Annotated in this window: 25 protein-coding genes; 7 read left to right on the plus strand and 18 right to left on the minus strand. The window is 56.2% G+C overall.

Annotated elements, in window-relative coordinates:
* The first annotated feature begins 40 nt into the window (after positions 1 to 40).
* On the plus strand, positions 41 to 433 hold the full coding sequence (locus BUB13_RS07015) for a LytS/YhcK type 5TM receptor domain-containing protein (RefSeq protein ID WP_072907229.1): 393 nt from the start codon (positions 41 to 43) through the stop codon (positions 431 to 433).
* Between the two features lie 60 nt (positions 434 to 493).
* Positions 494 to 2,176: a hybrid sensor histidine kinase/response regulator gene (locus BUB13_RS07020; RefSeq protein ID WP_161947629.1), complete on the plus strand. Its 1,683-nt coding sequence runs from the start codon at positions 494 to 496 to the stop codon at positions 2,174 to 2,176.
* A 12-nt stretch (positions 2,177 to 2,188) separates the two neighbouring features.
* Here BUB13_RS07020 and BUB13_RS07025 read toward each other — a convergent pair whose 3' ends face one another.
* Positions 2,189 to 3,304, minus strand: coding sequence for a Glu/Leu/Phe/Val family dehydrogenase (locus tag BUB13_RS07025; RefSeq protein ID WP_072907233.1), 1,116 nt, complete (start codon positions 3,302 to 3,304; stop codon positions 2,189 to 2,191).
* A 195-nt stretch (positions 3,305 to 3,499) separates the two neighbouring features.
* On the opposite strand from BUB13_RS07025, the gene katG reads away from it, so the two are divergent.
* Positions 3,500 to 5,698, plus strand: coding sequence for a catalase/peroxidase HPI (gene katG / locus BUB13_RS07030; RefSeq protein WP_072907235.1), 2,199 nt, complete (start codon positions 3,500 to 3,502; stop codon positions 5,696 to 5,698).
* Positions 5,699 to 5,770: 72 nt separating this feature from the next.
* Here katG and BUB13_RS07035 read toward each other — a convergent pair whose 3' ends face one another.
* On the minus strand, positions 5,771 to 6,271 hold the full coding sequence (locus BUB13_RS07035) for a tetratricopeptide repeat protein (RefSeq protein WP_072907237.1): 501 nt from the start codon (positions 6,269 to 6,271) through the stop codon (positions 5,771 to 5,773).
* 207 nt (positions 6,272 to 6,478) lie between these two features.
* Positions 6,479 to 7,348 carry a helix-turn-helix transcriptional regulator gene (locus BUB13_RS07040; RefSeq protein ID WP_072907239.1) on the minus strand — a complete coding sequence of 290 codons (870 nt, stop codon included), beginning with the start codon at positions 7,346 to 7,348 and terminating at the stop codon, positions 6,479 to 6,481.
* A gap of 164 nt (positions 7,349 to 7,512) precedes the next feature.
* On the opposite strand from BUB13_RS07040, the gene BUB13_RS07045 reads away from it, so the two are divergent.
* The 4 genes from BUB13_RS07045 to BUB13_RS07060 all read left to right on the plus strand — a co-directional run bounded on the left by BUB13_RS07045 (position 7,513) and on the right by BUB13_RS07060 (position 9,104).
* Positions 7,513 to 7,932, plus strand: a complete 420-nt coding sequence (locus BUB13_RS07045) for a hypothetical protein (protein ID WP_072907240.1) — start codon at positions 7,513 to 7,515, stop codon at positions 7,930 to 7,932.
* A gap of 55 nt (positions 7,933 to 7,987) precedes the next feature.
* Positions 7,988 to 8,380 carry a hypothetical protein gene (locus BUB13_RS07050; protein ID WP_072907242.1) on the plus strand — a complete coding sequence of 131 codons (393 nt, stop codon included), beginning with the start codon at positions 7,988 to 7,990 and terminating at the stop codon, positions 8,378 to 8,380.
* Positions 8,377 to 8,793: a GreA/GreB family elongation factor gene (locus BUB13_RS07055; RefSeq protein WP_072907243.1), complete on the plus strand. Its 417-nt coding sequence runs from the start codon at positions 8,377 to 8,379 to the stop codon at positions 8,791 to 8,793. Before BUB13_RS07050 ends, BUB13_RS07055 begins: the two co-directional genes overlap by 4 nt.
* A gap of 77 nt (positions 8,794 to 8,870) precedes the next feature.
* Positions 8,871 to 9,104, plus strand: coding sequence for a DUF1127 domain-containing protein (locus tag BUB13_RS07060; RefSeq protein WP_084091830.1), 234 nt, complete (start codon positions 8,871 to 8,873; stop codon positions 9,102 to 9,104).
* Here BUB13_RS07060 and BUB13_RS07065 read toward each other — a convergent pair.
* The 15 genes from BUB13_RS07065 to BUB13_RS07135 all read right to left on the minus strand — a co-directional run bounded on the left by BUB13_RS07065 (position 9,101) and on the right by BUB13_RS07135 (position 20,512).
* On the minus strand, positions 9,101 to 9,586 hold the full coding sequence (locus BUB13_RS07065) for a dihydrofolate reductase (RefSeq protein ID WP_072907244.1): 486 nt from the start codon (positions 9,584 to 9,586) through the stop codon (positions 9,101 to 9,103). The genes BUB13_RS07060 and BUB13_RS07065 overlap by 4 nt on opposite strands.
* Positions 9,580 to 10,602, minus strand: coding sequence for a nucleoside recognition domain-containing protein (locus tag BUB13_RS07070; protein WP_072907700.1), 1,023 nt, complete (start codon positions 10,600 to 10,602; stop codon positions 9,580 to 9,582). The genes BUB13_RS07065 and BUB13_RS07070 overlap by 7 nt, the downstream gene beginning before the upstream one ends.
* 8 nt (positions 10,603 to 10,610) lie before the next feature.
* A complete protein-coding gene (locus tag BUB13_RS07075; protein WP_072907245.1) occupies positions 10,611 to 11,066 on the minus strand; it encodes a pyridoxamine 5'-phosphate oxidase family protein in 456 nt (151 codons plus the stop codon).
* Between the two features lie 10 nt (positions 11,067 to 11,076).
* Positions 11,077 to 11,277: a DUF2905 domain-containing protein gene (locus BUB13_RS07080; protein WP_072907247.1), complete on the minus strand. Its 201-nt coding sequence runs from the start codon at positions 11,275 to 11,277 to the stop codon at positions 11,077 to 11,079.
* Positions 11,278 to 11,333: 56 nt separating this feature from the next.
* A complete protein-coding gene (locus tag BUB13_RS07085) occupies positions 11,334 to 12,194 on the minus strand; it encodes a triphosphoribosyl-dephospho-CoA synthase (protein WP_072907261.1) in 861 nt (286 codons plus the stop codon).
* The gene (citX, locus tag BUB13_RS07090; RefSeq protein WP_072907263.1) at positions 12,166 to 12,669 is read right to left on the minus strand and encodes a citrate lyase holo-[acyl-carrier protein] synthase; all 504 of its coding nucleotides are present in this window, start codon (positions 12,667 to 12,669) and stop codon (positions 12,166 to 12,168) included. Before citX ends, BUB13_RS07085 begins: the two co-directional genes overlap by 29 nt.
* Entirely contained in the window at positions 12,644 to 14,182 is a 1,539-nt protein-coding gene (gene citF, locus BUB13_RS07095; protein ID WP_072907265.1) for a citrate lyase subunit alpha, read from the minus strand. Before citF ends, citX begins: the two co-directional genes overlap by 26 nt.
* On the minus strand, positions 14,169 to 15,089 hold the full coding sequence (locus tag BUB13_RS07100; protein WP_072907267.1) for an HpcH/HpaI aldolase/citrate lyase family protein: 921 nt from the start codon (positions 15,087 to 15,089) through the stop codon (positions 14,169 to 14,171). The genes citF and BUB13_RS07100 overlap by 14 nt, the downstream gene beginning before the upstream one ends.
* 2 nt (positions 15,090 to 15,091) lie before the next feature.
* Positions 15,092 to 15,565 (minus strand): PPC domain-containing DNA-binding protein, encoded by a 474-nt coding sequence (locus BUB13_RS07105; RefSeq protein WP_072907269.1) that lies wholly within the window; start codon positions 15,563 to 15,565, stop codon positions 15,092 to 15,094.
* Positions 15,566 to 15,569: 4 nt separating this feature from the next.
* A complete protein-coding gene (gene citD, locus BUB13_RS07110; protein ID WP_072907271.1) occupies positions 15,570 to 15,836 on the minus strand; it encodes a citrate lyase acyl carrier protein in 267 nt (88 codons plus the stop codon).
* Positions 15,836 to 16,849 carry a [citrate (pro-3S)-lyase] ligase gene (locus BUB13_RS07115; protein ID WP_072907273.1) on the minus strand — a complete coding sequence of 338 codons (1,014 nt, stop codon included), beginning with the start codon at positions 16,847 to 16,849 and terminating at the stop codon, positions 15,836 to 15,838. The genes citD and BUB13_RS07115 overlap by 1 nt, the downstream gene beginning before the upstream one ends.
* A 150-nt stretch (positions 16,850 to 16,999) precedes the next feature.
* Positions 17,000 to 18,127, minus strand: coding sequence for a sodium ion-translocating decarboxylase subunit beta (locus BUB13_RS07120; protein ID WP_072907275.1), 1,128 nt, complete (start codon positions 18,125 to 18,127; stop codon positions 17,000 to 17,002).
* A gap of 18 nt (positions 18,128 to 18,145) precedes the next feature.
* Positions 18,146 to 18,589 carry a biotin/lipoyl-containing protein gene (locus BUB13_RS07125; RefSeq protein ID WP_072907277.1) on the minus strand — a complete coding sequence of 148 codons (444 nt, stop codon included), beginning with the start codon at positions 18,587 to 18,589 and terminating at the stop codon, positions 18,146 to 18,148.
* Positions 18,582 to 18,947 carry an OadG family protein gene (locus BUB13_RS07130; RefSeq protein ID WP_072907279.1) on the minus strand — a complete coding sequence of 122 codons (366 nt, stop codon included), beginning with the start codon at positions 18,945 to 18,947 and terminating at the stop codon, positions 18,582 to 18,584. The genes BUB13_RS07125 and BUB13_RS07130 overlap by 8 nt, the downstream gene beginning before the upstream one ends.
* A 17-nt stretch (positions 18,948 to 18,964) precedes the next feature.
* Complete coding sequence (locus BUB13_RS07135) at positions 18,965 to 20,512, minus strand: acyl-CoA carboxylase subunit beta (protein WP_072907702.1); 1,548 nt, start codon at positions 20,510 to 20,512, stop codon at positions 18,965 to 18,967.
* Positions 20,513 to 20,516: the final 4 nt, after the last annotated feature.

Consider the following 20,516-nt stretch of genomic DNA (forward strand, 5'->3'; position numbering starts at 1 on the left):
ATGGACTGAGATTCAAATTGTTTTTGCCAAAGGTTAGGGGATGAGCAGCTTTTCCGGTTTACTCCATAATGCCGTCTTGTTGCTGGCCCTGGGGATCATTTACGACACCTTGGGGCTCTACAAAATGCGCAACAGGCTGCAGCGAGACATCCTTTCCGGGATTCTTATCGGCCTGGTCGGCATGGCCGTTATGCTGACTCCCTGGGAGCTGGTGCCCGGGATATTTTTTGATACCCGCTGGATTCTGCTTAGCCTGTGTGGCCTGTTCTTTGGCCCGGTACCGACGTTCGTTGCAGTCGTCATGACTGTTGCCTTGCGCCTGTTTCAGGGCGGCGGTGGCATGTACGTTGGCTCGCTGGTGATTATTACGACTGCCGGTGTCGGTCTGCTGTGGCGTCTTTTGGTCGCAAGGTTCAACTGGAAACTGACCTAGTGGAATCTCTATATTTTCGGCATTCTGGTGGAGCTCGATTTTCTCGCCTGCATGCTTTTGATGCCGGAAAATGTCCGTTACAAGATCCTTGCCGCTGTCACCCTGCCTGTTCTGTCGGTTTTTCCAATCTGCAGCCTGCTTCTCGGTATGATTCTTTGTCGCCAGCGCGAACGTCGGGTGGCCGAGGTTGCGCTGGAAGAACATCGCCACTTGCTCGATCGTGAAAGAGGGTTGCTGCGCAGCCTGCTCAACGCAATTCCCGACCTCATCTTTGTCAAAAATACAGCTGGGGAATATGTCGAATGCAACAAGGCATTTGCACAACAGCTGGGCGTTTCAGAAAAAGATGTGATCGGCAAGACGGACCAGGATTTTTTCAGTGAAGAGGTGGTGGAGAAGCTCAGACAGGAAGAACAGGAGATTCTCAGCAGTGGAAAGCCTGTCGACAAAGAGGAACGGGTTCAGTTTCCGGGACAGCGTGAACGTTTTATGAGCACCCACAAGGCGGTTTTTCGTGGATTGAATGGGACGCTCTACGGGGTTGCCGGAATTGCCCGTGACATCACTGAAACCAAACGGGCGGAGCAAGAGCGAGAACTGCTGCAGGCGCAATTGGCCCAGGCGCAGAAAATCGAGTCTGTCGGTCAACTGGCAGGTGGAATCGCCCACGATTTCAACAATATGCTGGCAATTATTCTCGGCCAGGCAGATTTGGCAGAGCTGAAGCTGGGAAATCAGGAGCGTGTCGCAAAAGCAATTGCTGAAATCAAAAATGCCGCCAAGCGGTCATCTGACCTCACCCAACAGCTGCTGGCATTTGCTCGCAAGCAGGCGATTGTGCCGAAGGTTATGGATTTGAATGCCAGGGTTTCTGGCATGGTGAAAATGCTGCGGCGGGTGATCGGCGAAGATATCGATCTGAAACTTGTTCTTGGCCCGGATTTGTGGAAAGTCAAAATGGATTCAGGACAGGTCGATCAGATTTTGACGAACCTCTGTGTCAATGCCAGGGATGCCATCGATGGTCATGGCCAGATCATTATTGAAACCCAGAACGTTTTGCTCGATGAAGCATGGTGCGCCGCACATGGGCAATTGCCGCCCGGAGAATATGTGGCAATTTCGGTCAGTGATGATGGTCGGGGGATTGACCGGGAAACGATTGAGCAGATTTTTGAGCCCTTTTTCACCACCAAACGGCAGGGCGAAGGAACAGGTCTTGGCCTGGCAACAGTTTATGGCATCGTAACACAGAACCAGGGCTATATTGATGTTGTTAGCCGCCCGGGGCAGGGCAGCATATTTAAAATATATTTACCGAGAACGAAAGAGAGTGAAGACGGGCGGGGAAGCGCTCTGGAAAAACGCCTGTCTCATGGACAGGGGACAATCCTTCTGGTCGAAGATGAACAAGCCGTTCTTTCTTTAACCGAAGAGATGTTGAAAGAGCTCGGCTACAAGGTCCTGTCAGCGTCTAGCCCGAAGCAGGTTCTGGAGCTTGCGGCAAATTACAGCGAACCGATTCATCTCCTGCTGACAGATGTGGTCATGCCGGAGAGCAACGGGCTGGCGCTCTCCAAGCAACTGTTAAAATATCGCTCTGAAATGAAGGTTTTGTTTATGTCCGGCTATACGGCAAATGTCATTGCCCAGCATGGGATCCTGGAAGAGGGGGTCGATTTGATTGAAAAACCCTTTACTCTGCAAGCACTATCGGAAAAAGTACGGCAGGTCATGGGGTAGAAGGTTCGGGGCTTAACCCCATTTATGGCTCCAGCTACGGTAGCTCATCGCAGTTTTCAATCGCCTTTTCGCCAGCTCTTCGGCGGCTGTTCGCGGCAGCAGGTTATCGCTGTTCATCCGTTCAAGCATCTGCACAGTGTTGTCTTGAATTTTTTCTTTGATGTAAGCGAACGCCTCCGATTCGTTTTTACGCTGGTACTCCATCGCTGCCATGATCACGCCACCGGCATTGGCGATGAAGTCGGGGATGATCAGCACACCGCGACGGTGTAACTCGGTCTCTGCTTCCGCTGTTATTGGGATGTTGGCTCCCTGCAGAATCAGCCTGGCCTTAATGTTATCGAAATTCATCATGTTGATGACATCCGGGTTGGCAGCTGGAACGAGAATGTCGCACTCGAGACCAAGGATATCCTCACGCCTCATTTTTTTGCCGCCGTCGTATTCGATCACCGACCCCTGCTTTTTCTTCACCGCAATCAGTTTGTCGATATTCATCCCCTTCGCATCGTAACGGGTGCCGCGGCTGTCGTTTACAGCGACAATGACAGCCCCTTTTTCGGCCAGAAAACGTGCCGCGGCCAGGCCGACGTTACCGAAACCCTGAATTGCGACCCGTGCCCCGCTCAGCGACATGTTGATTTCCGCTGCGGCAACCTCGGCGCAGCAGGCAACACCGAACCCGGTTGCTCCCAAAACATCGAGTGGGAGCCCGCCCAGTTCGGCCGGCAAACCGACCGCGCGGCCGATCTCTTCCTGCAGCCAGACCATCGCCTGTTCGTCGCAACCCATGTCGGGACCGGGGATATAGTCAGTAATTTCGGCAATCATGCGGCCGAAAGTGCGGAAGGTTTTTTCCAGGTCGACTTTGTGCGGATCGGCAATGATGCCCGCTTTGCCACCGCCGTGATTGAGCCCGGCACTGGCGTTTTTCAGCGTCATCGCCCGCGCCAGCCGGAAGACTTCCAGTGGAGAAACCGTTGGCGAAATCCGCACTCCGCCAATAGCGGGGCCGAGAGTGACGTTGTCGACAACAAGAATCGCCTGCAGTCCCGATTGCGGGTCGTAAAGCTGCAGGACCTTTGCTGGTCCGAGCGCATCGGTTTTAATTTTTTCTGTTGCTGTCATGCGTAAAGTCTAGCAAAAAATGCGAGATTTTCTGCAGCTGAAAATTTTTCACATATACTTGTTTTTGTTCTGCCATCCCTTGACATGTGCTTGAAATGTTCTTTTATAATAACTATTCCTATTTGAGAAAGATTTGGTGAAGAGAGATTAGTTCTAGCGACACAAAAGAGTTTCAAACCTAAAAGGAGGTCATTGATGAGTGACATGAGTAAGTGCCCGGTGACGGGAAAAAGCAGCAGGATGGTTGCCGGTGGTGGCACCTCAAACCAGGATTGGTGGCCGAACCAGCTGAACCTGGATATTCTCCATCAACAATCGACCAAATCCAACCCGATGGATGGGGATTTTGACTATGCGGAAGAATTCAAGACCCTTGACCTGAAAGCAGTGAAAGAGGATCTGGCCAAGCTGATGACAGATTCGCAGGACTGGTGGCCGGCCGATTACGGACACTACGGTGGACTGATGATCCGCATGGCCTGGCACAGTGCCGGCACCTACCGCATGGGCGATGGCCGTGGCGGCGGCGGGACCGGCAACCAGCGCTTCGCCCCGCTGAACAGCTGGCCGGACAACGTCAGCCTGGATAAAGCGCGTCGGCTGCTCTGGCCGATCAAGCAGAAGTACGGTCGGAAAATTTCCTGGGCTGACCTGATGATCCTGGCCGGCAACGTGGCCCTCGAAACGATGGGCTTCAAGACCTTCGGTTTCGCTGGTGGTCGTGCCGACATCTGGGAGCCGGAGAAGGATATTTACTGGGGCGCCGAAAAGGAATGGCTGGCGACCAGCGACCAAGATGACAGCCGCTACTCTGGCGAGCGGGATCTTGACAACCCGCTGGCTGCGGTGCAGATGGGGCTGATTTACGTCAACCCGGAAGGCCCGGACGGCAACCCGGACCCGGTTGCATCAGGGCACGACGTGCGCGAAACCTTTGCCCGCATGGCGATGAACGACGAAGAGACCGTTGCCCTTGTGGCGGGAGGACACACTTTCGGCAAGTGCCACGGTGCTGGCGATGCCTCTCACGTCGGCCCGGAGCCTGAAGCGGCACCGATTGAAGAGCAAGGATTCGGTTGGGCCAGCAGTTTTGGCAGCGGCAAGGCTGGCGACACTATCACCAGCGGTATCGAAGGAGCCTGGAAGCCAAACCCGACCCAGTGGGACATGGGCTACCTGAAGGTCCTGTTTAAATACGAGTGGGAACTGGTCAAGAGTCCGGCTGGCGCTCAGCAGTGGCTGGCAAAAGATGTTGAGGAAGAAGACATGGTGGTCGATGCCTTCGACCCGAATAAAAAACACCGGCCAATGATGACTACCGCTGACCTTTCCTTGCGGTTCGACCCGATCTACGAGCCGATCGCGCGCGATTTCCTGGCCAACCCGGACAAGTTTGCTGACGCTTTCGCCCGCGCCTGGTTCAAGCTGACCCACCGCGACATGGGGCCGCGTTCACGCTACCTCGGTCCGGAGGCCCCGGCAGAGGAACTGATCTGGCAAGACCCGGTACCGGCGGTCGATCATGAACTGATCAACGACCAGGATATCTCTGCCCTCAAGGGCAAGCTGCTCGCTTCCGGCTTATCGATTGCCGAGCTGGTAACGACTGCCTGGGCTTCCGCGTCGACCTTCCGCGGCTCCGATATGCGTGGCGGCGCCAACGGTGCACGGATTCGCCTGGCACCGCAGAAGGATTGGGACGTGAACCAGCCTGCGCAGTTGGCGAAAGCACTGCAGGCGTTGGAAAAAGTCCAGCAGGAATTCAATGCCGGCGGCAAAAAAGTCTCCCTTGCCGATCTGATCGTGCTCGGTGGTTGTGCTGCTGTCGAGCAGGCAGCCAAAGATGCCGGTGTTTCGGTGACAGTTCCCTTCGCACCGGGGCGGACCGATGCAACGCTGGAGCAGACTGACGTTGAGTCCTTCAGCGTTCTTGAACCGGTTGCAGACGGTTTCCGCAACTATCTGCAGAGAAACTTCTCGGTCACAGCCGAGGAACTGTTGATTGACAAGGCGCAGCTGCTGACCCTGACCGCTCCTGAAATGACCGCACTGGTCGGTGGTCTGCGTGTGCTGGGTGCAAACCATGGCCAGGCTGCGCACGGCGTGTTCACCAAGCAGACAGGCGTTTTAACCAATGACTTCTTTGTCAATCTGCTCGACATGAGCACAGCCTGGAAACCGACGGGCGACGCGAATGTTTTTGAGGGTCGCGACCGGAAAACCGGAGAGCTCAAGTGGACTGGTTCTCGTATCGACCTGGTCTTCGGTTCAAACTCCCAGCTGCGTGCTCTGGCCGAGGTTTACGGCTGCGAAGACTCGCAGGAAAAATTCGTCAAGGATTTTGTTGCCGCTTGGGATAAGGTGATGAATCTGGATCGTTTTGACCTGAAGTAATCGCGATTGAAAATGGATCAGTGATAGGGGCTGCGTTTCGACAATGTTGAAACGCAGCCTTTTTTCTGTTCCTTATCGGCTTTCGATTTCGTTCAGCTTGATACGCGCCTGCTCATTGTCCGGATTCTCTTTGATTTCCAGGATCAGCTCGTCGATGGCTTTGTCTTTCATCCCCTTGCGGTCATATTCCATCGCCTGATGATAGTGGGCGGAGGCCGTTTCTTTTTCCCTGTTTCTGGCGGTAATGTATTTTTCATGGGCTTCGCTATTGGCAGGATCGATTTTGATGGCCAGCTGATAAAAAGAGATGGCATCCTCAATTTCACCTTTGGCAAAGTAGGTATCACCAACCTTCATGGCGTCGGTTGAGTCTTCAATCCTCCATTCTTTCATCCGCTCCCGGTCCCGCCGCTGCAACTCAAAATCAAAATCCTTCATTTTATTGACTTCATCGGCGATGCCGGTTTGATCATGCTTGAAAACAATATTGGTGTCTTCACCGATAGCCGGGCCACTCAACAGGCCAATCATCAGAATGCTGATAAACATGGGGATGAAGTTTTTCTTTTCCATGGAAACCTCCACTTTCTTGAGCCAGTTCTATCTAATGGCCTGTTCAGCCTGATTCACGGGGGTCGTGAGCCAGAAAGGTTACTGGTTAAATTATAGCATGGTGGACTGTCTGCGCTGTTGTCTTCACAGGTTTTTGGAGTGGAGATGTTTTAAGTTTTTTGCTCAAGCTTTTGCTTATTGAGGCACTTTTTCGTTCCACCGGGAATTTTATTCCTCCAGCGTGTTATTGAGATAGGACACAAGATTTATCTTGCGGTTTGCCAGTCCAAGCTTATGGCGGATGTTTTCCCGGTGACGACCTACCGTTCCGGGAGTGGTTCCACGCAGCTTGGCGATTTCTTTGGAAGACAAACCGTGCTTGATCATATCGCAAATCATCACTTCGACAGGGCTGAGGCGGGTTAAAATATCCTGTTTTCCTTCGACAAAAGGCGAAACGATATCGAGGAAATTTTTCTTCAGCAGACCCAGATATTTTTTCTGGCGTTCATCCATATCTGCTTCCAAAGCGTAGAAAATGGGTGTGATGATTTTGTCAATTTTGGCTTGTATCGAAGCACCGACCATCTTTTTTTCTTGCTTACTCTGGACCAGGGAGTCGTGCAGGGCCACATTAGCGTCCTGGAGTGCCTGGCGCTCGACCAGCAATTGCCTCTGGGCAGTAATCCGCTGGATGGCCTTAGCGATATGATCGCTGACGGCATCGATCAACAATCGTTCTTCCTTGAGAAACGGCCCCTCGTCGAGAGTTGGCATCTTTTTGCGATAGTAAACCTCAACCAAACCAACAGGTTCGCCAAATACCAGCAGTGGTGCCTGCTGCTGCTGCGAAGTCATTTTAAAGTTCTTCGATTGAAAGCTCGCCTTTTTAAAGACAATCCTGGCGCACGCCAGTTCAGGATACTGCCAGGAGCTTGGAAGAAGATCGACCGCTTGTTGCAGCAGTGTGTCGATTGAATTCTCATTTTCTTCTATCAACCTGGTCAAGCTGTAGAGACAGTTAAGTTCCTTGATACGTTCATTTAACTGTTTTTCCAGACTGTTTTCAGTTGCGACATAATTTTTTTGCGCACTCATTTTCTTTCCTCTGCCAGAGCCATAAATCACACATATATCATGTGTGATATTTGTGTAATATATCTATATTTACGCCTACTATACAACCCCCTAGTATGGGAACATAAAGCTTTATCATAGCAATCTACGGCTGCCCTCAGCCGCGGCAAGGTGGATGACAATTTATGAACGATTTCATCGTCGTATCAGCTCATATCAATAGGCTATTGGGATATTTCTGCCAATATTTCAGTCATGAGTCCTTGTCGAAAGCCGTGCGTCAACAAATCCTGAGCGATTCTAATCGCTTCCATCTCAAACTGCGTGATGATGGTGACCTGCCTGCTTACGACCAGCACCTTGAACTTGCCAAATCTGCCTACAGAATCATGCTGCTTAAGCTGAACCAACAGGAGGTTGTCGATGATATTTTATTTTGTGGGGAATCAGAGTTGTCGTGGGAAGAAACCAGCCGTTCGCTGTCCGACCTGTACCAGCTCAATTTGAACTGCATGGAGCTCTATACCTTTTATTATCTCCATGAAATTAACAACCATTTCTACATTGACAGCCCGTTACCACAGCCTGAAGCCGTCAATGCCTGAGGGTGACGCATTGTCAAGCAGCTCTTGGAAACCTCAAGAATCAAGGAGGACGTGAATGAGTCGTTGGCCGGCGGCGCTCAGATTGAAAACCAGAAAGATTCTGGATGGCATCGATCCTTTTCCGGGAGCAGGTATTCTACGGATGAAAAACATCAGCAACTTCTCAGCGTATTTAAAGCAGGCGGACCTGCGTAATGGACAGATCATCCTTTACGACTCGGAAACACAGCTTGCAACCAACTATCGGACCGCAGGTGAAATGTTCGATGCTGGCTGGATCGCGGACCTGACAGAAAATGCGCAGTTTCGATTACTGAGCAGAACAGATGAAATGGCAGAATCCTCTGCGCCTACCGGCGCAGCCATGACTCTAACATCTCATAAGGAATTTTCAGAGGCCAGCAGGGTTGTGTCTCTTATGCCGCGGCAGGCAGAGGATCGAGCATGATGGAAAGAGCGCTTTACCTGACTGATTATGACTATGAACGCCTGGAGTTGTTGCTGGATAACATGAACCGGGTTCCGCAAAATCGCCGGGAGGATTTGAGCCAATTAGAGGATGATCTGGCGACCTGCCACATCGTTGCGCCGGATGAAATGCCACCCAATATCGTGACCCTGCACTCAACGGTCAGGTATCTCGATCTCGACAGCAACAAGGTGCGCGTTGTCACCTTGGTTTTTCCGAGCAACGCCGACCTTTCCACGGGACGGATATCGATCGCTGTTCCGCTAGGAGCTGCGATCCTCGGTCACTCTGAAGGGGATCTGGTTACCTGGAAAACCTTTGATGGAGCAAAAACAATTCGCATTGAAGAAGTTCTTTATCAACCTGAAGCCACTGGCGATTACTATCTGTAACCGCCTTCAGCCTGTTATTTATTGCTTGCTGCAGAGGAGTCCATAACGTTTGCTGACCAGGAAAAGGAGATTGAACCATGATGCGGTTGGGACTCGCTGACAAAATTGTTGCCAAGCTTCTGCTCTGGAGGCGGATCGCGGTGCAACGGGAAGAGCTGGGCAGAATGAGCGATGAGCTGCTCAAAGACATCGGCATCAGTCGGGCAGAGGCTGCCCAGGAAGCGCAACGACACTTTTGGGACACAGACATCCCGCAAACCAGGGCAGGCCGGCAAGAAACGGTGCCCGAGCTGAAACTGAGATACCATTAAGCGCGAGTGGTGATTTTTTCCAGAATGCTGTAGCGACAGGGCTGGTCGTTATCGACCAGCTCTTCGCTATGACTAGCGTGAAAATGACCGGTGGGAAGTTGCGGGAAAAAGGTGTCGCCTTCGACCTCCTGTAACAGTTCTGTCAGGTAAATTTTTTCCGCCAGTTGCAGCGCTTGGCGGAAAACCTCTTCTCCACCGCAGATAAACAACTGCTCCGTTTGGCAGGCGGAGATCCCCTCCACCAGAGTTGAAACCACGCGGCAACCGGCAACTGAAAAGCCCGGATTACGGCTGAGAATAATGGTTTTCCGCCCCGGTAGCGGACGTCCGATCGATTGGTAGGTCTTGCGCCCCATCAACAGGGTCTGGCCCATGGTGATCTGCTTGAAACGCTGCAAGTCGGCGGGCAGATGCCAGGGCATATCGCCGTCGCGACCGATCACCCGGTTCTGCGCCATGGCGACGATGATCGAAATCAGCAACAGCCTGCCTCCTTAGCGTTAGTTTTATCAGCGATTGTGCTGCGCACCAGGTAGCGCTCGAATATCCCATGCGGCAAACGCGGAATCAGCAGGCTGAACAGGTAGGTGATCAGCAGGGCGAAGAACAAACGGGCCCAGAGAATACCGGAGGCATGCCCGCCGAGCAGGGCCATCAGCAGGGTGTCTTCAATCAAACTGTGGCAGATGCCGAGCAGGGCGAAGGCGGCGAAAACATCCTGCTTGCTCAAACTGCCGCTTTGCGCTTCGCGGATCAGCAGGGCGCCGCCGTAACCGAGGCCCAGGGTCATGCCGATGATGGTCAGCGGTGCTGCTTCCTTGCCCATGCCGAGCAGGTTCAGGATCGGCTCCAGCAGCTTGGTCATCAGCGCGGTGATGCCGACCGCTTTGAGCACTTCCAGCAGGACCATCAGTGCGAGAATAATCAGGAAGATGGAGACCATGTTGCGCGCTTCGGCCAGCATCCAGCTGATCCAGCCCGGATCGACCGGTGGCGGGTTCCAGAGCGCCTGGTTCGGCTGCTGCAGGGTGCCGGTCAGCTGGTAGCCGATGTTCAGCAACCAGCCGAGCACCAGCGCGCCGCCGACCCGTAACAGCAGCATGGTGCGGAAGCGGGTCCCGGCTTTCTGCGCGATCTTCAACTCGACCGGCAGAGCGTGGGCGACCAGCATCATGGTGGTCATGATGGTCGCCTGGGCAACGGTAAAATCAAGCTCGGGTGCGACCGAGGCGAACACCACCATGCCGCCGTAAAGGTTGGTCACCATCGCCGTCGCCCAGACCAGGCCGATCTCACCCGGCAGGCCGACAAGTTTCATCACCGGCGCAAGCAGGATACCGACCTGATCGACCACACCCCACTGCTGCAGCAGGCGGGTGACAATGCTGATCGGAATGATGATCTTGAACAGCATGCCGCTGGTGGCCAGGGCATCGAGCAGCAGTCTTCTGCTCGTCGCCAACAGGTGCTGTGGTAAACCTTCCTGTTTCTGCGTCATCAGCAACCCTAGAGACTCTGTTTGCCGGTCATGCTCTCGATACCGATTTTCACCAGCAGGCTGCCTTTGAGGTTCTTTTCCTCATAGTTGCCGACCGGACCACCAAACTGCCGCATAATGATGTCGTAACCGGCGATTTTGCCGTCCCGGTCTTCGATGATTTCCGCAGTGCCGCTACCGACGACGCTGCGAAAGCGGGTGCTCCAGTCGCAGGGTTTGTCGCCGTCGATCCGCTTGACCACCTCACCGACACAGAAGCCGACCTTCGGGTTGGTGCGCAGGCAATCGAGCTTTTTCCCCTGCAGCGCGCAGTGGAAGTAAAGGCAGTTATCGGCGTAGCCGTAGTTGAGCGGCAGCACATACGGAAAGTCGCCGTTATGCATTGCCAGCTGCATCTCGCGGCCGTTCTTCAGCAGCTCTTCCAGCTGTTGCCGGTTGGTTATTTGTTTTTCGCTCCTGCGCATGATTGAATCCTTATTTTCTGAAAAGCCACATGATCAGCGAAATCAGGCCGCTGACCAGCAGCATGCTGGTGATCGGGAAAAACATTTTGAAGCCGGGTTTGTCGATGACGATATCGCCTGGCAGGCGGCCGAAAGGAACCTTGCTCAGCCAGGGCCAGAACAGGCCGGCAAGAACGATGGCGACGCCGAGAATAATCAGGGTTTTCTGCATGGAGCGGTTTCCTCTGCTGGTGCATGGTAAACAGCACACCAATATAGCGCCGCTGTTCAGGCAGGACAAGAGGATGGCTGTTTGTGATGCAGAGAAAGGCTGGAAATGCCGTGTCGGGAGTTAGTGAAGTCGAGATAACCGAAAGTCAGGCCGAGCAGATCGGCAACACCGCCCATGGTCAGGTTGGCGGTTTTGAACTCCTGATTCTGGCGACGCAGCAGCGGTACCGGATCGGCACCGCGCAGCAGGCAGAGTTCCAGTTCCTGGCCGGCTTTTCGCAGGCGCGCCAGTCCGGTCTGGCCACCACGGTGCAGACAGGTGGTATCGTCGCAATGCTGCATCAGTCGGGCCATAGCCAGGTAGCAACTGCCGGCCAGATCGTTGAGGTTGCCGATCAGACTCGGCAGAGCAATCTGAAACAGTCCCGGCAACCCGTTCAGGCACTCGGCGATGATGCCACCGGTGTGGTAACGGGCGCGCGCCTGTTGGCCGTGGCTGCCGGTCAGTCGGGCCTGCAGGAAGTGGCGTTGAGCTAACCGGGCAACAGCGTTAGAGAGAGCTTCCGGGTTATCGCTGCGGCATTCACCGTAAGCACTCAGCAGCAGGCCACTAAGAAAAATCCCGCCCCGGTGGCAGTTGCTCTGCAGTTCTGCCAGCATCCTCTGCTCTGCTTTCAGGCCGATCTGCTGCAACTCAGGAAAAGGCTGCTGCCGGTAGATAGCGACCGCCAGTTCGGCCAAGTATTCCCGCATCATTCCCGCGGAACGATTCATCAGCTCCAGAGTCAAATCGTCGTGCGAGCCGTTATCGCAGAGGTCGACCAGGCCCGGCTTCGGTGTCAGGTAAAGTTCGGCCCTGATACCGTCGGCCAGCGCTGCGGCGAATTGTTCAAGATCGGAAAGTGCTAAGCAGTTCATCAATTTTGACTTTCAGCTGTTTTTCACTGTGGCGCTGTTCGCGCATGCAGTCGACCGCCGGGCAATCGCAGATCAGGCAGCTGCGGGCAGGCAGTCCCAGCTCCCTGCGGCCAAGCTGACGTCCCCTGTGATCGTAAACATCGATATCGAGCAGCCGGCCGGCGGCCGTCGCTTTTTCCAGCGCCACCGCCTGCCGCTTCATCTGGCTGGCGTTCTGACCGGTGCCGAGCAGCGCCCAGGGGCCGAGCTTGTCGTGGCCGTGGGAGCAGCTTTCGACCAGCGGCAGCAGCTCAAGCACCTGGCGCAGCCCCCAGCCGAACAGCCGCTCGGCGCCGGGCGGAACTTTGTCCGGGCCGGGAATGTTCAGGCTCAGCTGGATCAGGGTCCGGTCGATATGCTGACAGGTCTGCAGGCGACGCTCTTCCCGCTGCTGGCGGGCCTGCAGCAGCTCAAGTCTTAATTTTTCGTACGGCATCGATAATACTTCCATCGCGGTATTCGATCAGGGCAACGACATCATCGGTAAATTCCAGCGGCCGTGGTTTTCCGGTGACGCTGTAGATCTCCTGCTGCAGCTCACGGATATCCTTGACCGGCAGTTTGCGTTTCTGCAGTTCCTGTTTCAGGTCAGCGTGCTGTTCGTTCACCGCGATGCCACGCTCGGTGATGATGACATCGATGGTCGCTCCCGGTGTGGTGACCGTAGTCACCTCATCGCGCACGATCGGCAACCGGCCGCGGATTGAGGGCGCGGTGATGATCGACAGCTTGGCGCCGGCGGCGGTGTCGCTGTGACCGCCGGTGTTGTGCAGCAGCAGGCCGTTCGATTCGGTGTTGACGTTGACGTTGAAGTTGACGTCGACCTCGGTGGCGCCGAGGATGACGCAGTCGAGCTGGTTGACTACCGCCCCGGCGTTGAACGGGTTGGCGTACATGTCGGCGCTGATCTCCTGGTGACCGGCATTTTTGCCGATTGATTCGACCGCTTTCAGGTCAAAGCACTGGACGTCGAACAGGGTCTGGAACAGACCTTCCTCGAGCATGTCGACGAAGTAGCCGGTAATACCGCCGCAGCCAAAGCTTCCCTTGATATTGCCTGCCTGCATCTTCTGTCGTACCTGGTCGGCGACTGCCAGCGAGATACCGCCACTGCCGGTCTGGAAAGAGAATCCATCCTGCAGCAGACCGGAGGTTTCGATCACCTGGGCAGCGTACTTGGCGATCTGCAGGCCGACTGGGTCGCGGGTGATGCGGGTGGTGGTGGAGACGATTTTCGAGGGATCGCCCAGGGATTCAACCGGCACCACGTAGTCGACCAGCGTCTGCTGGATAGCGAAGGAGCGTGCCGGGTAGGGCACCAGGTTGTCGGTGACGGCGATCACTTTTTTCGCGTAGCGGGCGTCGGTGTGGGCGTAGCCGAGGCTGCCGCAGGCGGATGGGCCGAACGCGCCGGTCATGTTGCCGTAGCTGTCGCAGCTCGGTGCGGCGATGAAAGCGGCGTCGATCTGCACCTGGCCGGACATCACCGCGCGGGCGCGGCCACCGTGGGTGCGGACGATAATCGGGCAGTTCAGCTCACCTCTCGAGACCATCTCACCGATCGGGCCGTTGACGCCGCACTCGAATCCGCTGATCACGCCTTTTTCGATGTAAGGAATCAGCTCGGCGTGAACCGGGTGGATCGAGCTGGAGGCGATGGTGATGTCGCGCAAACCGAGGGCATCCAGTTCCCGCACCACGGCACCGAGCAGGGCGTCGCCGTTGCGTAGGTGGTGGTGTGTGGCGATGCACATGCCGTCCTTCAGCCCGGCGGCGATGATCGCTTCGCGCAAATTCGGCAGCACCTTCTCTTGGTCCGGGTTGATCCGGCGCAGCGGGCGGGTGGCCTGGTTGCAGTCCGGTTGTAGACTGTAGGGATCCTGGTAGGGGACAACCTGACGTCCGTTGAAACTTTCCGGCAGCTCGCGGCCGAGACTATTCCTGACCATAGATCACCTCTTCATCCAGTTCGATATCGATCATGCCGTGCGCTTGCGCGGTTTTGAGGGTGTTGACGGCCCGTTTGACCACCGGGGCGTCGACCATTTTGCCGTGCAGGGAGATAACCCCGGTGCCCATCTCGCGGGCTTTCTGGATGGCATCGACCACCTGCAGGGCGTAATCGACATCCTCCTGCTTGGGCGCGAAGACCTCGTGGATGACGTCAATCTGGCGCGGGTTGACCAGCGACTTGCCGGAGAAGCCGAGGGTTTTTATCAGCTGGGTCTCGCGGTGCAGCCCTTCCATATCGCCCGCGTCGGCGAAGATGGTGTCGATCGCCTGGATGCCGGCCGCTTTGCAGGCCCAGACGACGCGGGTGCGGGCGGCAAACAACTCCTCGCCTTTCTTGGTTCGTTCGATTTCCAGGCTGGCTGTGTAGTCCTCGGCGCCGAAAGCGAGACCGATAAGACGTTTTGTGCTCTTTGCCGTGCGGATGCAGTTGATCACGCCCTCGGCACTTTCGATCGACGGCAGAATCTTGAAGCGGCCGATCTCAAGGCCCAGTTCTTCTTCGAACTCGGTCAGCATGGTGTCGAGGGTCTCGACGATCTCGGGGGTGTCGGCCTTCGGCAGCCTGATACCGTCCGGCAGGGCCGGTAGCACCGCACGCAGGTCGTCTTCGCCCCACTTGGTGTCGAGGGCGTTGATCCGCACGATAATCTCCTTGTTGCGGTCCTGGTAGTTTTCCAGGAATCTGCGTACCAGAATACGGGCGGCGTCCTTTTCGCTCAGAGGGACCGCGTCCTCCAGGTCGATCATCACCCCGTCGCTTTCAAAAATCGGGATATTCTGCAGCATCGAGGGCATGTTGCCCGGCACGTAAAGCAGTGAGCGGCGTAGCTGAAAAACCGACATGATTACACCTCCTCGTCGATAAAGATGGTCTGGGTGCCACCGCTCTTGGAGGCATGGCGCTCGATGCCCTCGACCAGCATCTCGGTCAGCAGCAGTTCGCAGCTGGCGAACACCTCGGCTTCGAACAGGTGGCCACCGATCACTTCACCGGAGCTTTTCGCCAGCATGATGTGCAGGTGACTGTCGACCTCGCCGTTTTCGTTGCAGATCAGGTTGCCTTCCAGCCCGAGCAGCTCAAAAGGCCCCTTGGCTTCGTGCTGATGCATGCGTGGTGGCGTGATCGGTCGTTTGGCGCCGGTCTTGATGCCGCGGTAATGCACGTTGAGCACTGAACCGACGGCGGAAACCACAACCGCGTTTTTAACCCCGGTCTCCTTGGCGAAGGCGATCAGCTTTTCGCGGATTTTTTCGCCCGGCTCGACTTTGATGATAAAGCGACGACCCTGCTGCCACTCCTTGTACCAGCCACCAATCATGACTCTACTCCTTTTCGCAGGCCCGCTTGAGGCCGGCTTCCAAACGCGCGACGATGGCGTAATCGAGGGCGCCGCGGTCGTTGATACGGATTTCGCCGCAGCTCACCTGATGTTGGGTTAGAACCTCTTCTACTTTGGCGCGGATCAGGTGCTCGAATTGCTGCTTGACCGTCGATTCGATCTCGATGATCAGCTCGTCCGCCGGTTCGAGAAAGATCATCAGATCGCTCGATTGCATGGTGCCTGACTGGGCAGACTTGGTGATTTTCATCAGTGCCTCCTCTGGTAGTTGACCAGTTTTTTCTGTAGTTCCAGCCCGTCTTCCGAGCGCAGAAACCTGAATGTGGTTTCCGGCACCAGCTGGCGGACGGTTTCATAAGCTTCCTTGCGCAGCGCCTGGCGGACGCGGAAAGCGCTGATCACTCCGCCTTCAGCTTGGCAGCGCTCAAGCTGGACCGCCTCCATGCCGAAGGGGGGGAGCATGGTCTGCATGAATTCGCTGTAGGTGCGGGTGGTGCGGCAGTAGGGCTCGGTGCCGATGAACCGGGTGCTGATATTGAAAAAGGGTGCCAGGTGCTTGGCGAACAGCAGCAGGTCGAGCTCCATCTGCAGCGACTGCAGATCGTCATCCGCTTTCAAAAAATAGCTGGGAAAGGTCACCCCGCTGACGGCGTAATCACCGCTGTCGAGGATGGTGACGTTATCCAGATGGGCGACACCCTCCTCGACCAGCCGATAGCGGACATCGAAAGGGAAAAAAGAGCGGTCTTCACGGACGACGAAAATGTAGAGATGGTCGACGCGCGCAGCGGCGGACTCGATCAGGTACTGGTGCCCCAGGGTAAAGGGGTTGCAGTTGACCACCACGGCGCCGTTGTGGCCGGGACGCACCAACGTTTTGCGGCTGTTCAGGTACTGTTTCAGGCCGTTGCCGAACTCCAGCAGGCATGCTTTGTGGTGGGTTACCAGCGGGCGGAAATTACAGGCCTGAAAGGATGCACTCGAGGTCGGTGGGGTGAAGACAAAGAACGACTTGTAGCCGGCTTGGTGGCCATTCTGCAGCAGCGCCGAGATCAGCTCACCGAGGACGCTGCCGCCCTGGTATTCCGGCGTGATGGCGAACATCTTGAAAACGTTACGGTCGCGGCTGGCGGTCGCAACCAGGCGGCCATCTTCGAAAGCCCCGAACTGGGCGTCGAAATTCTCTTCAAAACGCAGCCCCTGCTGCTCGATTAATGCCTTTGCCTGCTCGCGGTCGAGCTGGCCGATAACTGGTGCAACCATTTGCTTCTCAAAGTGAATATGCCGGAGAAAAATAACTCTCCGGCACACTCTAACAGGCTGAAATTGTATACAGAAATTCTATTTTCCGTATACGTGTTTACCTTGTTGCTTTCACCACAATTATCCTTCGAACAGCTGGTGTGAACCCGTCTACAGCACCAGAACTGTCCACAAAATACCAGCGCCGATGGCGGAACCGATGACCCCGGCGACGTTCGGCGCCATGGCGTGCATCAGCAGATAGTTGCCCGGGTCTTCCTGCAGACCAACGGTATGAACCACCCGTGCAGAGTCGGGCACTGCGGACACTCCGGCGGCGCCGACCAGCGGGTTGATCTTGTCTTTCAGAAACAGGTTCATGAACTTGGCGAAGAGAATGCCGCCGGCGGTCGCAATGCAGAACGACAGCGCGCCCAGCCCGAAGATCAACAGCGATTGTGCTGTAAGGAAATATTTCGCAGCGGTACTGGCACCGACGGAGAAGCCGAGCAGGATGGTGACGATGTCGATCATGGCGTTGCGCGCAGTGTTGGCCAGCCGGTCGGTGACCAGGCATTCCTTCAGCAGGTTACCGAAGAACAGCATGCCGATCAGCACCATTGAGCCGGGCGCGATCAGGCCGCAGATGAGAAAAGCGGCGATCGGAAAGATGATCTTCTCTTTGCGGCTGACCTGGCGCGGAGTCTTCATCCGGATCAGGCGTTCTTCTCTGCTGGTCAGCAGCTTCATGATCGGCGGCTGTATCACCGGTACCAGCGCCATGTAGGAATAGGCAGCGATGGCGATGGAGCCGAGCAGGTGCGGCGCCAGCTTCGACGAGAGGAATATCGCGGTCGGGCCGTCGGCGCCGCCGATGATGCCGATAGCGCCCGCTTCCGCCGGGGTGAAGCCGAGGTAGAGGGCACCGATCAGGGTGAGAAAGATGCCGACCTGCGCCGCCGCGCCGAGCAGCACCAGCTTGGGGTTGCTGAGCATGGTCGAGAAGTCTGTCATGGCGCCGATGCCGAGGAAAATCAGCGGGGGAAACAGGCCTTGACTGACGCCGAAGTAGATGTACTGCAGCACGCTGCCTTCGTCATAAACGCTTAAAGCCATGCCGGCGACAGCGGGGATGTTGCCGACCACCACGCCGAAGCCGATCGGCACCAGCAGCAGCGGTTCGTAATCCTTGGTGATCGCCAGGGTGATAAAAACGATGCCGATGATGATCATGGCAAAGTTGCCCCAGGTCATGCCTGCGAAGCCGGTGTTCTGAATAAAGTTGTAAAGCATGTCCATCAGTGTTCTCCGCAGAAATCAGGGATTGATTACCATCAGTTCGTCACCCTGGTTGACGCTGTCGCCGGCGCTGATGTTGACAGCCGAGACGGTGCCGTCGAGGCGAGAGTTGATCTCGTTCTCCATCTTCATCGCCTCCATTTTGAACAGCGGCTGTCCGGCTTTGACGCTGTCGCCGACCTGGACATAGACTTCCATGATCGAGCCGGGGATTGGTGCCTGTACGCTACCAGCGGCAGTGTCGCCGCTTTTTGCTTTGGCGACCGAGGCGGGGGAAGCGACCGGACCACTCGGGGGTGGTGCGGCGCTCGGGGCGACCCCTTCCGGTATAACCTCGGAGACCGAGGAAATCTCGACCTGGTATTCTTTGCCGTTGATTTCCAGCGTGGCCTCTTCACCGCTGAGGTCGCGCAGATGGACGTTAAAATCTTTATCGTTGAGTTTAAGTTGATATTTACGCATGGGAACCACCTTCGGAGAGGGAACGCATCTTGCCTGCCGAGGCCCAGATCGAGCCACGTTTCTGCCGGGAGATTGTCAGCTTGGAGCCTTCACCGAGGCTGCGCTCGGTCTCCAGGTGCAACACCAGTGAGATGACGGCCATAATTTCGTCTTCTGTCGGCTCCGTCGAGCCGGTATCGGCTGCGGCCGTTTTTGATTGCACAGGGGCCTGCTTTTTCGCTTCTCCCAGTGCCAGCACCCGCGGCAGGGCGGTGATGAACAGGCTGATCAGCAGCAGGCCGGAGAAGACGATCAGCATACCGGTTAGGGTAATGCCTATGCCGTTGCCGTCGATGACGTTTTGCCAACTGAAATTCATACCAATGACCTTTCAGCTTAGAGTGGAATGTTGCCGTGCTTCTTGCGCGGATTGCTATCCTGCTTGCCTTCGAGCATCGCCAGAGCGTTGCAGATACGGAAGCGGGTGCGCTGCGGCAGAATAACCGCGTCGACGTAGCCGCGCCGGGCCGCTTCGTACGGGTTGGCGAACTTCTCCTGGTATTCGTCACTTCGCTCCTGCAGGATCGTCGCCGCGTTCTCAGGATCCTTTTTCACTTCTTTGGCGAAGAGGATTTCCGCCGCGCCCTTGGCGCCCATGACGGCGATCTCCGCGGTCGGCCAGGCGTAGTTGACGTCGCCGCGCAGGTGTTTGGAGCTCATCACGCAGTAGGCGCCACCGTAGGACTTGCGCACGGTGACGGTGACTTTCGGCACGGTCGCTTCGGCGTAGGCATAGAGAAGCTTGGCACCGTTGCGGATGATGCCTCCGTACTCCTGGGTAGTGCCGGGCAGGAAGCCAGGGACGTCGACGAAGGTGACGACGGGAATATTGAAGGCATCGCAGAAACGGACGAAGCGTGCGCCTTTGATCGAGGCGTCGTTGTCGAGCACGCCAGCTAAATGTTGTGGCTGGTTGGCGACGATCCCTACTGATTGACCCCCGTAGCGGCCGAAGCCGATCACCAGGTTGGGAGCGAAGTCGGGTTGGATTTCGAAGAAGCGGTTGTCGTCGACGGTGCTGCTGATGACCGCCTTGATGTCGTAAGGGTGGTTGGGGTTGTCCGGGATCAGGCGGCAGAGACCTTCATCCTCGCGCGATACCGGATCGCTGGTTTCCACCTGCGGGGCCGGTTCCATGTTGTTCTGCGGGATATAGGAGAACAGTTCGCGCAGGTAGGCGATTGCCTGTTCCTCGCTGTCGGCGGCCAGGTGAGCGACGCCGCTCTTGGTGGTGTGGACGCTGGCGCCGCCGAGGGTTTCGACATCGACATCCTCGTGGGTGACCGCCTTGACCACCTTTGGCCCGGTCAGGAACATGTAACTGTTGTTGCGAACCATGACGGTGAAGTCGGTCAGCGCCGGGGAGTAGACCGAGCCGCCGGCGCAGGGTCCGAAGATGCCGGAGAGCTGTGGCACCACGCCGGAGCTGGTGACGTTGCGCAGGAAGATGTCGGTGTAGCCGGCGAGGCTTTCGATCCCTTCCTGAATCCGTGCGCCGCCCGAATCGTTGAGGCCGATGACCGGGGCGCCGTTTTTCACCGCCATGTCCATCACCTTACAGATCTTCTCGGCGAAGGTCTCCGACAGCGAACCGCCGAGCACGGTGAAGTCCATCGAAAACAGGTAGACCAGCCGGCCGTCGATGGTGCCGTAACCGGTGACCACGCCGTCGCCCAGGGCCTGATGTTTTGCCATGCCGAAGTGGTGGCAGCGGTGGGTTTTGAACATATCGAATTCTTCGAAGCTGCCTTCATCGACCAGCAGTTCGATCCGTTCGCGGGCAGTCAGCAGTCCCTTGGCGTGGCGTTTTTTGATCTTCTCGGCTCCCCCGCCTTCAAGGGCATGCTGACGCATATCGAGAAGTTGATTGATTTTTTCTTCCATCATT

It is taken from the genome of Malonomonas rubra DSM 5091, from assembly GCF_900142125.1.
In the GTDB taxonomy this organism is placed as follows: Bacteria; Desulfobacterota; Desulfuromonadia; order Desulfuromonadales; family Geopsychrobacteraceae; genus Malonomonas; species Malonomonas rubra.

Excerpts from the sequence above, each read along its gene's own strand:
- BUB13_RS07015 (WP_072907229.1), top strand. The coding sequence starts at position 41 with ATGAGCAGCTTTTCCGGTTTACTCCATAATGCCGTCTTGTTGCTGGCC.
- BUB13_RS07020 (WP_161947629.1), top strand. The coding sequence starts at position 494 with ATGCCGGAAAATGTCCGTTACAAGATCCTTGCCGCTGTCACCCTGCCT.
- BUB13_RS07025 (WP_072907233.1), bottom strand. The coding sequence starts at position 3,304 with ATGACAGCAACAGAAAAAATTAAAACCGATGCGCTCGGACCAGCAAAG.
- katG (WP_072907235.1), top strand. The coding sequence starts at position 3,500 with ATGAGTGACATGAGTAAGTGCCCGGTGACGGGAAAAAGCAGCAGGATG.
- BUB13_RS07035 (WP_072907237.1), bottom strand. The coding sequence starts at position 6,271 with ATGGAAAAGAAAAACTTCATCCCCATGTTTATCAGCATTCTGATGATT.
- BUB13_RS07040 (WP_072907239.1), bottom strand. The coding sequence starts at position 7,348 with ATGAGTGCGCAAAAAAATTATGTCGCAACTGAAAACAGTCTGGAAAAA.
- BUB13_RS07045 (WP_072907240.1), top strand. The coding sequence starts at position 7,513 with ATGAACGATTTCATCGTCGTATCAGCTCATATCAATAGGCTATTGGGA.
- BUB13_RS07050 (WP_072907242.1), top strand. The coding sequence starts at position 7,988 with ATGAGTCGTTGGCCGGCGGCGCTCAGATTGAAAACCAGAAAGATTCTG.
- BUB13_RS07055 (WP_072907243.1), top strand. The coding sequence starts at position 8,377 with ATGATGGAAAGAGCGCTTTACCTGACTGATTATGACTATGAACGCCTG.
- BUB13_RS07060 (WP_084091830.1), top strand. The coding sequence starts at position 8,871 with ATGATGCGGTTGGGACTCGCTGACAAAATTGTTGCCAAGCTTCTGCTC.
- BUB13_RS07070 (WP_072907700.1), bottom strand. The coding sequence starts at position 10,602 with ATGACGCAGAAACAGGAAGGTTTACCACAGCACCTGTTGGCGACGAGC.
- BUB13_RS07075 (WP_072907245.1), bottom strand. The coding sequence starts at position 11,066 with ATGCGCAGGAGCGAAAAACAAATAACCAACCGGCAACAGCTGGAAGAG.
- BUB13_RS07080 (WP_072907247.1), bottom strand. The coding sequence starts at position 11,277 with ATGCAGAAAACCCTGATTATTCTCGGCGTCGCCATCGTTCTTGCCGGC.
- BUB13_RS07085 (WP_072907261.1), bottom strand. The coding sequence starts at position 12,194 with ATGAACTGCTTAGCACTTTCCGATCTTGAACAATTCGCCGCAGCGCTG.
- citX (WP_072907263.1), bottom strand. The coding sequence starts at position 12,669 with ATGCCGTACGAAAAATTAAGACTTGAGCTGCTGCAGGCCCGCCAGCAG.
- citF (WP_072907265.1), bottom strand. The coding sequence starts at position 14,182 with ATGGTCAGGAATAGTCTCGGCCGCGAGCTGCCGGAAAGTTTCAACGGA.
- BUB13_RS07100 (WP_072907267.1), bottom strand. The coding sequence starts at position 15,089 with ATGTCGGTTTTTCAGCTACGCCGCTCACTGCTTTACGTGCCGGGCAAC.
- BUB13_RS07105 (WP_072907269.1), bottom strand. The coding sequence starts at position 15,565 with ATGATTGGTGGCTGGTACAAGGAGTGGCAGCAGGGTCGTCGCTTTATC.
- citD (WP_072907271.1), bottom strand. The coding sequence starts at position 15,836 with ATGAAAATCACCAAGTCTGCCCAGTCAGGCACCATGCAATCGAGCGAT.
- BUB13_RS07115 (WP_072907273.1), bottom strand. The coding sequence starts at position 16,849 with ATGGTTGCACCAGTTATCGGCCAGCTCGACCGCGAGCAGGCAAAGGCA.
- BUB13_RS07120 (WP_072907275.1), bottom strand. The coding sequence starts at position 18,127 with ATGGACATGCTTTACAACTTTATTCAGAACACCGGCTTCGCAGGCATG.
- BUB13_RS07125 (WP_072907277.1), bottom strand. The coding sequence starts at position 18,589 with ATGCGTAAATATCAACTTAAACTCAACGATAAAGATTTTAACGTCCAT.
- BUB13_RS07130 (WP_072907279.1), bottom strand. The coding sequence starts at position 18,947 with ATGAATTTCAGTTGGCAAAACGTCATCGACGGCAACGGCATAGGCATT.
- BUB13_RS07135 (WP_072907702.1), bottom strand. The coding sequence starts at position 20,512 with ATGGAAGAAAAAATCAATCAACTTCTCGATATGCGTCAGCATGCCCTT.